This window comes from Ochrobactrum sp. SSR (genome assembly GCF_030067775.1).
GTDB classification, from domain to species: domain Bacteria; phylum Pseudomonadota; class Alphaproteobacteria; order Rhizobiales; family Rhizobiaceae; genus Brucella; species Brucella teleogrylli.
Genome location: NZ_CP125969.1, coordinates 826388 through 838501 on the forward strand (window position 1 = coordinate 826388; position 12114 = coordinate 838501).

A 12114-nucleotide genomic window follows, 5' to 3' on the forward strand; every position below is an offset into this window, starting at 1 on the left:
ACGCATGAACACGGCGACAATCAAATCACCCTGCATATTGATATGCACGATGGACGCAGAAACCGGCTTTTGTCTCGGTTGCGCGCGCACGCTTGATGAAATCACGCGCTGGTCCCGGATGAGCGCCGAAGAGCAGATCACGGTGCTATCGCTTCTGCCCGACCGGCATGAAATTCTCATTGAAAAGAAAGTAGGCTGATGGGGCGTTTCTTCTGGCTCGTTATTGCCGCTGTCGCAATTGTCGCTCTGCTGCTGATGTCCAATAATGACAGCGGCACCACGATGGGGCTCGACAATGATGTCTTCGCCCGCGCAGCCTATCTTGGCATATGGGGCGTGGTTCTCGCCGCCGGTCTGCTCGGCTCCGGCATCAAGCTTTCGGATTTCGCACGTAATATGGCGGTCTGGGCGGTGATTATTCTCGGTCTCGTTGCAGGCTATCAGTACCGCTACGACCTTCAGGATGCTGCCAGCCGAATTACCGCAGGCCTTATTCCCGGCAGCCCGATTTCCGGACGAAACGCCGAAGGGTCGCTGACCGTCACACTCGCCAAAGCCGCCAATGGCCATTTCGAAGTGAATGGTCGCGTCAACGGCGCGCGCGTGCATTTTCTGGTCGATACGGGCGCATCTTCCGTCGTGCTCTCACAGCAAGACGCGGAGCGCGCGGGTCTGGATACCGCGTCGCTCAACTATAATGTGCCAGTGATGACAGCCAATGGCACCGCTTCCGCCGCCAGCATCACTATCGCGAATTTGCAAATCGGCGACATCGAACGCCAAAATATTCGCGCCATGGTCACCAAGGAAGGCCTCATGACTGGCAGTCTGCTTGGTATGAATTTCCTGCAAACGCTTGGCGGTTTCACGGTGCGTGGCGACCAGCTGATCCTGATTGATTAAGCCGCTTCGGCACTGGCTTCGGTTACAGCAGCATAGGCTTCACGCAGCACAGCGCTGGTAGCACCCGGCTTCGTCGCGTCGGTGGACAACATCTGACGCCAGCGGCGCGCGCCCGGCAGGCCGCTGAACAGGCCCACCATATGGCGACTGACATGGGAAAGCCTGCCACCTGATGCGATATGCCGGTCGGTATAGTCGCACATGGCTTCGATAATATCCGCCATTTCAACCGCGACAGGTTCATCGCCAAACAGACGGGCATCCACTTCAGCCAACAAAGCGGGATTGTGATAGGCAGCGCGTCCGAGCATCACACCATCCATCTGTTCCAGATGCGTTTTGGCTTCATCAAGCGTGGTAATACCGCCGTTGATACCGACGAAAACATCGCCAAGACGCTGCTGCAGGCGATAGACACGATCATAATCCAGCGGCGGAATTTCGCGGTTTTCCTTCGGTGACAGCCCTTTCAGCCACGCCTTGCGTGCATGCACCCACAAGGCGTCGGCGCCTGCGGCAAGCGCCAGATCGACCAGCGCATCGAGCGCCACTTCCGGGTCCTGATCATCGACGCCGATACGACACTTGACCGTGACCGGCACGGAAACAGCCGCCTTCATCGCTTCGACACAGCGCGCCACGACTTCGGGCGTCTGCATCAGGCAAGCGCCGAACGTGCCCGACTGGACGCGATCCGATGGGCAGCCGACATTGAGGTTGATCTCGTCATATCCAAAGCCGATCCCGATCTTTGCCGCTTCTGCAAGCTTCACCGGATCGGACCCACCGAGCTGCAAGGCGATTGGATGTTCTGCCGCATCAAAACCGAGCAGACGATCGCGCGGACCATGGATCGCCGCATCCGCCACAACCATTTCCGTATAAAGCAAAGCGCGCTTCGAAAAGAGCCGGTGAAGATACCTGCAATGTCTGTCAGACCAATCGATCATCGGCGCAACGGCGAAGCGATAGTCCGGATAGTTGCGATTTTTCGACGGTACATCAGTCATTTAGGCATAAATCCTGAGAAGGCGATTCATGGAGCATTTCAGAACAATCGGCTCGATTGCAGGTAATGAGGTCCCAATCTGGCACTCGAACGGCGCAAAAAGCCACACTTGCGCAAAATGTTCAAGTTTTGCGGGTTGGGTTTCGCTTTGCACCTATATAGGAGTTTATCGCGTTCAACGCCAACCAGCGCCGTTATATGCCAAAGACTGTGACTTTGGTCGCATTTGCGCATTATGATCGCGTACTAAAGCATTTCTTCCGATTCTTTTCTCATTCATTCAAGGAAATCCGGCGTGACCTCCCTTTCTCCCTTCGGCAAAACCTTCGATGCCTTCCTGTTTGACATGGACGGCACGATCCTGAGTTCCATCGCCGCGACCGAACGCGTCTGGGGAGAATGGGCCAAGCGTCATGGGATCGATCCGGTTACATTTCTGCCGACCATTCATGGCGTACGCGCAGTCGATACCGTTCGCCGCCTTGATCTCGGCCTTGACCCCGATCAGGAAGCGGCGATCCTGCTGGAAGCTGAAATGGCCGATCTGGATGGTATCGTTCCGATCGACGGTGTCTGCGATTTTCTGAAGGCCCTACCGGAAGATCGCTGGGCGATTGTCACATCCGCCCCGCTTGAGCTGGCCCGACGCCGCATCAAGGCAGCCGGACTGCCGCTGCCGAAAACCATTGTTTCGGCAGAAGATGTCGAGCGCGGCAAGCCGAGCCCCGAATGCTTCCAGCTCGGCGCAAAGAAGCTTGGTTTCGATCCACATCGCTGTCTGGTGTTCGAAGACGCTCCGGCTGGCATCGTCGCAGGCGAATCGGCTGGCGCTTGCGTGGTGGTCGTCACGGCAACGCATCCCCATTCACCGCAGACCTCGCATCGCAGCATAAACAGCTATCGCGAGTTCGAGTTGAACGTGGCCGATGACGGCAAGCTTAGCCTTGCCGCAGCAGAGCCGATGCCGGTTGGGTAAAGATTACATCCGGCAGGATCAGATAACACGTTTCCCCTCGCGCCAAACAGTCTTGATAATCGGCACATGGTCGGCCACCTGAAGGCGTACCAGATCGGCGCGCTTGCCTTCGGCAATTTCGCCGCGATCATCGAGACCCACAGCCTGCGCGGGATTCTTCGAAACCAGACGAATAGCCTGCGGAAGTGAAATTCCATCAAGCACATCGGCCAGAAAGAATGCCGACTGCATCATGCTGGCCGGAATATAATCCGACGAGATGATGTCGAGATGCCCGGCTTCAACCAGCTCGCGTGCGGACACGTTGCCCGAATGCGAGCCACCGCGAACCACATTCGGTGCGCCCATCAGCACCGACATGCCAGATTCTTTCGACGCTCTGGCCGCGGCATGAGTGGTCGGAAACTCGGCCACGCGAATGCCCTGTTCGCGCGCTTCGGCAACGTGATCCAACGTTGCATCGTCATGACTTGCGAGGATCACGCCGCGCTCGTGGCACAGATCGGCAATCGCCTTGCGGGTCGTGGCGGAATATTGCTGCGACTGGCCGATGCGGCGCTCGCAGTAAATCCGAAACTCTTCTTCCGACAGCTTGTTCTTGCCCAGGAAGTAGGCCTTGTAGGCGTCAAGATTGGTGAATTGGCGCTGTCCGGGCGCGTGATCCATCAGCGAGACCAGCCTGATCAACGGATGACTGCCGAAGCGTTCAAAGGCCGAAAGACAATCCGGCGCGGAAACTTCGCAACGCATGTGCAGGAAATGGTCGGCACGCAGCCGTCCCGCCGCACGACCTTCCGCTATTGCCGTGGAAAGCTTGAGCATATCATCGATGCCGGTTGGCGCATCATCATCCAGACCTATGCGCAAGGCGTCGAATACGGTGGTGATGCCGGAAGCAGCAATCTGCGCATCATGCGCCTGCACGGCGGCAATCGGGTTCCAGCGCACTTTCGGGCGCGGTGCATAATGCCCTTCCAGATGATCGGTGTGCAATTCGATCAGCCCCGGCGTCAGGAAGTCGCCTTCCATATCCTCGCCGACCGCTGACGGACCGCTGGCAATGTCTGCGATTTTACCGTCGACGAGCTTGATTGATCCGTCGATAACATCGTCTGCGAGAACGATACGCGCGTTGCGCAGGATAGTTTCATTGGTCATCGCTTACGGCCTCCCCACTGCCCGCTGGGTGCGCGTCTTCGTGGTTCCGCCTGTCAGCGGATGCAGCGAATGGATCTCGAAGGGCGCGCCCTTCTCAGGTTCCACAAACAGAGCGAGATTCGCAACCTCGACCGGGTCGTTCAGCAATGGCGCAAAGAATTCTTCCAGCCTGCGCTCGATCCTGGCGCGGTCACCTTCCGCGACAGGACCCGTGAGCGTCATATGGAAACGGAACTCTTCAAAAACGTATGGATAGCCCCAGCGCTCCAGATTGTGACGCTGCGCTTCGCTCAGGCGTTCAGGGCGGCGCTTGGCAATTTCAGCTTCGTTGAGCGGCGCGCGGAAGCGGTCCAGCGCGACGACAACATCATTGGCGAGTTGGTTCAATGCTGTGACAGGTTCATGCGGCACCAGCGCGAAGAACGGCCCGATGGCCTGAAGCTTCAGGCGTGGAATGACGACCGGCTCGACCGACGAGGCAAAATGCATCAATGCGGACAGGAGTTCGCTTTCCGTCTGATTGTCGTTCAGGCGAAACGGCGCTTTCATCGTGGCGTGGAAACCGTAACGACGCGGCTCTTCAGTCAGCGATGCGATCTCTTCCGTGCCAAGGGAGCGAATCGCCGGCAGCTTGACAGGCTCTCCGCTAAAGGCGTTGCGCCCCAGCCAATTGGCCGCAACCTTCAAAAGCGCATCGCTGGAAGGCGGCGTGAAATAGATTGCATAACGCATTTCAAATCCTTGGTCTGTAACGGTGTCTCACCCCAGCACGGCGCGGGATCGTTACACAACGAATGTGGCAAGTCGATAAAGCCTGTATGACAATGATGGAAGACAACTGACAAAGCGATTTTACATCACAGAAAATTGGTATAGGCGTCTGTAATCGATTTGAGGAGAAAAAGATGAGCGGTTTCGCGTCTATCGGTGAGTGCATGATTGAACTTTCGGGCGGCGAAGGCGACCAGTGGCGCATGGGTTTTGCTGGCGATACGCTGAACACCGCCTGGTATGTTCGCGCGCTGACAGACAGAGCGTTTCCGGTCGACTATGTGAGCGCATTCGGCGAAGACAATTTCTCGCAGAAACAGCGCGTTTTCTTTTCGTCCAACGGCATCGGCATTGCCCATAGCCCGGTGATTGCCGGTGTGCATCCGGGCCTTTATGCGATCACGCTGAGCGGTGCGGAACGGTCCTTCACCTATTGGCGCAGCGATGCCGCTGCGCGCCGTCTGGCCAGCGACAGAGCCGCGCTAGAGCAAAGCCTTTCCGGGCGCGACATCATCTATTTTTCCGGTATTTCGATCGCCATCGTCCTGCCGGAACATCGCGAAACCTTTTTCGACGTGCTGCGGCAATGCCGCGCTGCCGGATCGCGGATCGCTTTCGATCCGAATTTCCGTCATCAACTCTGGCCGGATCGCAAGGCAGCGCAGGAGATCATCAGTGAAGCGATGCGCCTTGCCGATATCGCTCTGCCGACCTTCCCGGATGAACAGGCGCTTTTCGGCGACACCAATGCCGAGGCCTGCGCCGAGCGCCTCATCAGCCTTGGCGTGAAGGAAGTTGTCGTCAAGGACGGCACCGAACCCGCCCTGGTTGCAGCGGGTGGCGAACAGACACTGGTTCCTGCCGTTTTCGCCAATGCCGTGGACACGACCGGCGCTGGCGACAGCTTCAACGGTGCCTATCTTGTCGCGCGCATGGAACGGCTTTCACCCGTCGAAGCCGCGCAGAAGGCCCATGCCGTCGCGGCCCGGGTGGTGGAAACGCGCGGCGCGCTCACGCCCATGGAAACAGCGCGCGCCGCTTATGCCGGATAGCATCCATTAGTCCCGGGTGAAGGCGAAACGGCTCTCCTGAGCGTAGATTTCGCCCGGGTGCAGAATGGCCTGCGGGAAATAGGGATATTCGAGCGAGCCGGGCCAAATTTGCGGCTCGAGGCAGAAGCCCGCATGTTTCCCGTAGGGCTTACCCGTCAGGCCGATGCAATCATTGGCCATCGTATTGCCGGCATAGAACTGGACGCCCGGTTCTGTCGTCAGCACATCCATACGCACACCGGACTTCGCGGCCTTGACAGAAGCGCAGAGCCGCAACGGCACACGCGCCGCCGAAAGACAAAAATTGCTGTCATACTCGACCTGTTTGCCGTTTTCAGCATGGCGGATCGGGCGATAATCGCGGAAATCATATGCCGTGTCCTTGACCGGCAGAACGCGCCCGTCTGGAATCAGCGCTTCATCCACCGGCATATAAGCGTCGGCCACAATCTTCAGCTGATGGTCGAGGATGTCGCTTTCGCCGCCGTCGTCCAGATTGAAATAGCTGTGGTGCAGAAGATTGCAGATCGTCGGCTTGTCGGTCACGGCTTCCAGCCGCACGATCAAGGCGCCATTGCCATTCAGCATATAGGTGCAGCTGATTTTGAGATTGCCGGGAAAACCCATTTCGCCATCTTCGGCAACGGTTGCAAGCGTGACATAATCGGCACCGCTGCCGGTGACTTTCCAGACGCGATTGCCGAGGCCCTTGCTGCCACCATGGAGATTATGGCGGCCGAGATAGTTTGGCTCCACCTCATAAGTCTTTCCGTCCAGCACAAAGCGCGCATCGCGAATACGATTGGCCGAGCGACCCGCAATCGCGCCCAGATGCGGCGAATGGGCCGGATAATCATCAAAATTCTGGTAACCGATCACCAGCGGCGCATCATGCCCGTCAAGACGCAGATCCTGAATGGCCGCGCCCCAGGTGATGATCTTGGCCGTGAGCGGCCCGTTGGAGATGGTCAGCCGGTGAACCGCCTGCCCGTCTGGAGCATGTCCGAAAATTTCCGATGTCACGTCTGCCGCCTGTAAAAGTATGATTTATGGGAACCGCATCAAGCCGCATCGCACGCTCTTAAGCAAGAGGGTTGCTGCTTGATCGCAATCGATTCCTCCGATATTTTTTACATCTATTTCTGTGATAGCGTACAGTATACAGCGCCCATACTTACTTTATATTTCTAATATAAATTAATAAAGGTATTGATATGCGTTCAAACTTCTCGACGATTATGCCCTATATATTTCAGGAAGAAGGCGGCTACGTCGACAATCCGGCTGATCCGGGCGGCGCAACCAATATGGGTATTACTATCGGCACTCTTTCGAAATGGACAGGTCATTCCGAGTCTGCTCAAGACGTCAAAAATCTTACGAAAGACGCTGCAACGGAAATCTACAAAAAGCAGTATTGGGACAAGATCGATGGCGACAGTCTTCCCTCAGGCGTTGACTATGCCATGCTGGACTTCGCGGTCAATTCAGGCCCCGGTCATGCGATCAAGATGTTGCAGCAAATACTTGGCGTTCTTCAGGACGGGTTTCTCGGGCCAGCAACATTTGCCGCACTTTCCGCCCGCTCCCCGCAAGACCTGATCGACAGACTTTCCGATGAACGTGCAGCCTGGCTCAGAGGACTGGCCGCCGCCGCGACCTTTGGCAAAGGCTGGCAGGCTCGTGTCGAACGCGTGCGAACACGCGCGCTGGCGCTGGCGGAAAAGCCAATCAACGATATCGACGCCGCTCATTCGGCAGGTATTTCGTTCCCGCACTCCTATGAACCGGCATATAAGGGGGCCCCGGAGGCTGAACAGCAGAGCGCGTCCATAACCACCACGTTGCAACAGCCGGGATTGCTTGGCACGCTGGCCAGCATCATATCGGGTCTCGTTGCTATCATCATACAGGACGGCCCGCTGGAAACGGCGCTTGCCTGCGCCATGATAGCGCTGTCGCTCATTGGGGTGATCTATTTCGTCAAGCGCTAAAAAAGCCACCAAAACGAGCCATATGAAGTGATTTCAAAAAATTGAGATTGCCTTTATGTTGCGCTTCGCTTGTCTCGTATCTTATATGCGCATCGAATGCCCGGTGATCTTGAAAGTAATATGACTTTCCTCGTGACCGGAAAAACGCTAGACACGCGCATACAGAGCATTTCCAGCAAATGTGCCCGGCACTTTTGCTGGCTGCGAAATGCGACGAAAAAATCAGATGCCTATAATTCGCGGCATCATCAGGAATAAAGGAATCGAAACTTGTCCTCTACTTTTGACAAAGTCGCCGACATCATCGCCGAAACCAGTGAAATCGATCGTGACACCATCACGCCGGAAAGCCACACCATCGACGATCTGGGCATCGACAGCCTCGACTTCCTCGACATCGTCTTCGCTATCGACAAGGCTTTCGGCATCAAGATTCCGCTTGAGCAGTGGACGCAGGAAGTGAACGAAGGCAAGGTTCCGACCGAAGAATACTTCGTGCTGAAGAACCTCTGCGCCAAGATCGACGAGCTGGTTGCGGCCAAGAAGGCCTGAGCTCGCTGAAAAATTGACGGTATTGAAGGGTGGACAGCAATGTTCGCCCTGATTCCGTTTCTGGAGCGCAAGATAGTTCTCGGATAGACCTTGGCCTCATCACGGCAGAACCGGACCCATGCAGAACAATAAAGTCGTCATCACCGGCATCGGCATCATTTCATCACTCGGCGAAGGCGCTGAAGTGCATTGGAACGCTTTTTCGACAGCAGGCAGCGAACCGCGCCTCGAAAAAGAAGCCTTTGCTCCCTACACCGTCCATCCACTCGGCGAAGTCGATTGGAGCCTGCAAATTCCAAAGCGTGGCGACCAGCGCCAGATGGAAACCTGGCAGCGCCTCGGCACCTATGCCGCAGGTCTCGCGCTGCAAGATGCGGGCATGAAGGATGATGAAGCGCTCTGCGCGACCATGGATATGGTTGTGGGCGCGGGTGGCGGCGAACGCGATATTACCGTCGATATGCAGATTCTTGAGGAAGGCCGCACCAGCAATAATCGCGGTGTGATGCTGAACGAGAAACTCTCGACCGAACTGCGTCCGACCCTGTTTCTGGCGCAGCTTTCCAACCTGCTCGCTGGCAATATCTCCATCGTGCACAAGGTGACGGGTTCTTCGCGCACCTTCATGGGTGAAGAAGGCTCCGGCATTTCAGCCATCGAAACCGCGGCAGCCCGCATCCGCACCGGACAAAGCACCCATGCTCTGGTGGGCGGCTCCTACAATGCCGAACATTTCGACATGATTCTCGGTCACGAATTGGGCGGATTGCTCAAGCATGACGGCTGGGCTCCGCTCTGGGAGCGTGACGGCTCGGCTGGCGGCGGCATGATTTCAGGTTCCGGCGGCGTGTTCCTCGTCCTCGAAAACGCCGAACATGCGGCAAAGCGCGGCGCACGCGCCTATGCGGAAGTAGCGGGAATCGCTGCCACGCAAATCCGCCGCGAAAGCGACGATCTTGCAAAGACCGTTCGCGACCTCGTTCTCGAAGCCAATGGCGGCAAAGAGCCTGCTTATGTCGTTTCCGGCGCGTCCGGCGCTCATGACGCGACCAAAGCCGAAAAATCCGTACTCGACGGCTTTTCCGCAGCCTATCGCGGCATATCCGGCCTGACCGGACATTTGCGCGAAGCACAATTCCCGCTGGCGCTGGCGCTGGCCGCCATTTCCGTTTGGAAAGGTGAGGCTTTTGCGCCGTTGAACGCGTCGGAAAAGGCAGCTGATGGAAAAATCAGCGAAGCCGTCGTCACCACTGTCGGAGCAACGCGCGCCGAAGGTGCCGCAAAGCTGGTGAGAGCATAAGATGACCAAATATAAAGACCATCTGGGCCGCCCCATCGTCGCCATCACGGGCGCTGGCGTTGTTTCCTCGCTCGGACAGGGCAAGGAAGATAACTGGGCCGCGCTGACCGGCGGTGTTTCGGGCATTCACAGCATTACCCGTTTTCCGTTGGAAAATCTGAACACGCGTTTTGCGGGCACGGTCGATTTCCTTCCTGAAAGCGAAGTCGGCGCGTCGGCACTGTCGGAAAAGCTGGCACGTCTGGCCGGTGAAGAGGCGCTTGCACAGTCCGGCCTTTCGACAACCAATTTCGGGGGTCCGCTCTTTCTGGCCGCTCCGCCGGTCGAACTCGACTGGAAAAGCCGCTTTGCGCTTGATGCCAGCGTGAAGAACGAAGGTCCTGCAAGCTATCAGCTTCTGCTTGAAGCCTGCCGTCGTGCACGTCACGAGGCACTCTTCAACACGACGCAGTTCGGCTATATCGCCGAACGTCTTTCGGAAGTCTTTGGCACGCGTGGTCTGCCGATCACGCTTTCCACCGCGTGCGCCTCGGGTGCAACAGCGATCCAGCTTGGCGTTGAAGCGATCCGTCGCGGCGAAAGCGACCATGTTCTGGCGATTGGCACCGATGGTTCTGTTTCGGCGGAAGCGCTCATCCGCTTCTCGCTGCTTTCCGCATTGTCCACCCAGAATGAAAAGCCGGAAAAGGCCTCAAAGCCCTTCTCCAAGGATCGCGACGGCTTTGCCATGGCCGAAGGTTCCGGCGCGCTCGTTATGGAATCGCTCGAAAGCGCGGTCGCCCGTGGTGCGAAGGTTCTCGGCATTCTGGCTGGTTGTGGCGAAAAGGCCGACGACTTCCACCGCACCCGTTCCAAGCCGGACGCCTCACCTGCCATTGGCACCGTGCGCGCGGCACTGGCTGATGCTGGCCTGACCGAAGACCAGATTTCCTACATCAACGCCCACGGCACCTCGACGCCGGAAAACGACAAGATGGAATATCTGGCCCTTTCGACGGTATTCGGCGAACGCATCGAATCCATCCCTGTTTCGTCCAACAAGTCGATGATCGGCCATACGCTGACCGCCGCCGGTGCGATTGAAGCTGTGTTCTCGCTGCTCACGATCCAGACGGGGACGCTGCCGCCGACCATCAATTACGACAATCCAGACCCGGCTATCCCGCTGGACGTTGTGCCGAATGTGAAGCGTGAGGCCAAGGTTTCCGCCGTGCTTTCGAACTCATTCGGCTTCGGCGGACAGAATACGAGCCTTGTTTTGGCGGCAAATCCGAATTAATCCGTCCGGCAAAAGAATTTTAAATTTCCTGATGATCCCGGAAGGCGGAAGCTCTCCGGGATCATGCCATGAAAGGAAGAGCCCATGCGCGCTTTGCAGCTTCTCGACGACCGTCGCCTTGAAATCACCGACATTGCACCGCCGCCGCCTCCCGGCCTTGGCGAAGTCACGGTCAAGATCAAGGCGGTCGCGCTGAACCATATCGACGTATGGGGCTGGCGCGGTATGGCTTTCGCCAAACGCAAGATGCCGCTGGTGATCGGTGCGGAAGCTTCCGGCGTTGTCGATGCCGTCGGTCCCGGCGTTTCCAATCTGCTGCCCGGCCAGCTTGTTTCGATCTATGGTGCGCGCACCTGCGGCCTTTGCCGCGCCTGCCGTGAAGGCCGTGACAATCTGTGCGAACATGTCGGCGGCGTTCATGGTTTCCATCTCGACGGCTTTGCCTGCGAGGCCGTGAACCTTCCGGCTCGCCTGCTCGTGGCAGCACCTCCCGGCGTTGACGCCATCGGCGCTGCCGTCGCGCCTGTCACCTTCGGCACGGTCGAGCACATGCTGTTCGACAATGCCAAGCTGGAACCGGGCGAAACCGTTCTCGTCCAGGCTGGCGGCTCGGGAATCGGTTCGGCGGCGATCCAGCTTGCCAAGAAGATGGGCTGCACCGTCATCACCACGGTCGGTTCTGACGACAAAATCGAGAAGGCCAAGGCTCTCGGCGCCGATCACGTCATCAACTATCGCGAAGACCGCTTCGAAGGCGTCGTGCGCAAGCTGACCAAGAAGAAGGGCGTCGATGTCGTCTTCGAACATGTCGGCGCGGATACCTGGGCCGGTTCGATGCTCTGCATGAAGCGCGGCGCGCGTCTTGTCACCTGTGGATCGACCTCGGGCGTTTCGACCAACATGAACCTTATGCAGCTCTTCCAGCAGCAGCTCAAGATTTTGGGCTCATTTGGCTGCCGCATGGAAAACATGGCGGATGCCATGCAGAAAATGGCGCGCGGCATCGTGCACCCGGTCATCGATACGGTTGTCGATTTCAACGATATCGACACGGCCCTGAAGCGCATGGAAGGCCGCGACGTCTTCGGCAAGATCATTCTCCAGATTGACTGAAGCCCGT

The 12114-nt window shown here is 57.6% G+C and carries 13 protein-coding genes; 9 read left to right on the forward strand and 4 right to left on the reverse strand.

Annotation, left to right across the window (positions count from 1 at the left end):
- Nucleotides 1-4 precede the first annotated feature (4 nt).
- Complete coding sequence (locus QLQ11_RS03915) at nt 5-199, forward strand: DUF1289 domain-containing protein (RefSeq protein WP_121535934.1); 195 nt, start codon at nt 5-7, stop codon at nt 197-199.
- The gene (locus tag QLQ11_RS03920; RefSeq protein ID WP_121535931.1) at nt 199-903 is read left to right on the forward strand and encodes a TIGR02281 family clan AA aspartic protease; all 705 of its coding nucleotides are present in this window, start codon (nt 199-201) and stop codon (nt 901-903) included. Before QLQ11_RS03915 ends, QLQ11_RS03920 begins: the two co-directional genes overlap by 1 nt.
- Here the strand turns inward: QLQ11_RS03920 and dusA are convergent.
- Nucleotides 900-1913 (reverse strand): tRNA dihydrouridine(20/20a) synthase DusA, encoded by a 1014-nt coding sequence (gene dusA / locus QLQ11_RS03925; RefSeq protein ID WP_121535928.1) that lies wholly within the window; start codon nt 1911-1913, stop codon nt 900-902. The two genes, QLQ11_RS03920 and dusA, sit on opposite strands and share 4 nt — an antisense overlap.
- A 294-nt stretch (nt 1914-2207) precedes the next feature.
- Between dusA and QLQ11_RS03930 the strand changes: the two genes are divergently transcribed.
- Nucleotides 2208-2888, forward strand: coding sequence for an HAD family hydrolase (locus QLQ11_RS03930; protein WP_121535925.1), 681 nt, complete (start codon nt 2208-2210; stop codon nt 2886-2888).
- Between the two features lie 18 nt (nt 2889-2906).
- On the opposite strand, the gene QLQ11_RS03935 is transcribed toward QLQ11_RS03930, so the two are convergent.
- Together QLQ11_RS03935 and QLQ11_RS03940 are read right to left on the reverse strand one after the other, a co-directional pair.
- Nucleotides 2907-4046, reverse strand: coding sequence for an alpha-D-ribose 1-methylphosphonate 5-triphosphate diphosphatase (locus QLQ11_RS03935; protein ID WP_121535922.1), 1140 nt, complete (start codon nt 4044-4046; stop codon nt 2907-2909).
- 3 nt (nt 4047-4049) lie between these two features.
- Nucleotides 4050-4778, reverse strand: coding sequence for a DUF1045 domain-containing protein (locus QLQ11_RS03940; protein WP_121535919.1), 729 nt, complete (start codon nt 4776-4778; stop codon nt 4050-4052).
- A 173-nt stretch (nt 4779-4951) separates the two neighbouring features.
- On the opposite strand from QLQ11_RS03940, the gene QLQ11_RS03945 reads away from it, so the two are divergent.
- Nucleotides 4952-5869 carry a sugar kinase gene (locus QLQ11_RS03945; RefSeq protein ID WP_121535916.1) on the forward strand — a complete coding sequence of 306 codons (918 nt, stop codon included), beginning with the start codon at nt 4952-4954 and terminating at the stop codon, nt 5867-5869.
- Nucleotides 5870-5875: 6 nt separating this feature from the next.
- Here the strand turns inward: QLQ11_RS03945 and QLQ11_RS03950 are convergent, their stop codons facing one another.
- Entirely contained in the window at nt 5876-6892 is a 1017-nt protein-coding gene (locus QLQ11_RS03950; RefSeq protein ID WP_121535913.1) for an aldose epimerase family protein, read from the reverse strand.
- Nucleotides 6893-7083: 191 nt separating this feature from the next.
- Here QLQ11_RS03950 and QLQ11_RS03955 point away from each other — a divergent pair, with 191 nt between their 5' ends.
- The 5 genes from QLQ11_RS03955 (at nt 7084) to QLQ11_RS03975 (ending at nt 12107) form a co-directional block, all read left to right on the forward strand.
- Complete coding sequence (locus QLQ11_RS03955) at nt 7084-7863, forward strand: glycoside hydrolase family 108 protein (RefSeq protein ID WP_121535910.1); 780 nt, start codon at nt 7084-7086, stop codon at nt 7861-7863.
- Nucleotides 7864-8133: 270 nt separating this feature from the next.
- Entirely contained in the window at nt 8134-8415 is a 282-nt protein-coding gene (locus QLQ11_RS03960; RefSeq protein ID WP_078338469.1) for an acyl carrier protein, read from the forward strand.
- Between the two features lie 118 nt (nt 8416-8533).
- Nucleotides 8534-9715, forward strand: coding sequence for a beta-ketoacyl-ACP synthase (locus tag QLQ11_RS03965; protein ID WP_121535907.1), 1182 nt, complete (start codon nt 8534-8536; stop codon nt 9713-9715).
- A gap of 1 nt (nt 9716) precedes the next feature.
- On the forward strand, nt 9717-10994 hold the full coding sequence (locus QLQ11_RS03970; protein WP_121535904.1) for a beta-ketoacyl-ACP synthase: 1278 nt from the start codon (nt 9717-9719) through the stop codon (nt 10992-10994).
- An 84-nt stretch (nt 10995-11078) separates the two neighbouring features.
- Nucleotides 11079-12107 (forward strand): zinc-binding dehydrogenase, encoded by a 1029-nt coding sequence (locus QLQ11_RS03975; RefSeq protein ID WP_121535901.1) that lies wholly within the window; start codon nt 11079-11081, stop codon nt 12105-12107.
- Nucleotides 12108-12114 lie beyond the last annotated feature (7 nt).

Bases quoted from the DNA above. Each gene is read 5' to 3' on its own strand.
- QLQ11_RS03915 (WP_121535934.1), top strand. From the start codon at position 5: ATGAACACGGCGACAATCAAATCACCCTGCATATTGATATGCACGATG.
- QLQ11_RS03920 (WP_121535931.1), top strand. From the start codon at position 199: ATGGGGCGTTTCTTCTGGCTCGTTATTGCCGCTGTCGCAATTGTCGCT.
- dusA (WP_121535928.1), bottom strand. From the start codon at position 1,913: ATGACTGATGTACCGTCGAAAAATCGCAACTATCCGGACTATCGCTTC.
- QLQ11_RS03935 (WP_121535922.1), bottom strand. From the start codon at position 4,046: ATGACCAATGAAACTATCCTGCGCAACGCGCGTATCGTTCTCGCAGAC.
- QLQ11_RS03940 (WP_121535919.1), bottom strand. From the start codon at position 4,778: ATGCGTTATGCAATCTATTTCACGCCGCCTTCCAGCGATGCGCTTTTG.
- QLQ11_RS03945 (WP_121535916.1), top strand. From the start codon at position 4,952: ATGAGCGGTTTCGCGTCTATCGGTGAGTGCATGATTGAACTTTCGGGC.
- QLQ11_RS03955 (WP_121535910.1), top strand. From the start codon at position 7,084: ATGCGTTCAAACTTCTCGACGATTATGCCCTATATATTTCAGGAAGAA.
- QLQ11_RS03965 (WP_121535907.1), top strand. From the start codon at position 8,534: ATGCAGAACAATAAAGTCGTCATCACCGGCATCGGCATCATTTCATCA.
- QLQ11_RS03970 (WP_121535904.1), top strand. From the start codon at position 9,717: ATGACCAAATATAAAGACCATCTGGGCCGCCCCATCGTCGCCATCACG.
- QLQ11_RS03975 (WP_121535901.1), top strand. From the start codon at position 11,079: ATGCGCGCTTTGCAGCTTCTCGACGACCGTCGCCTTGAAATCACCGAC.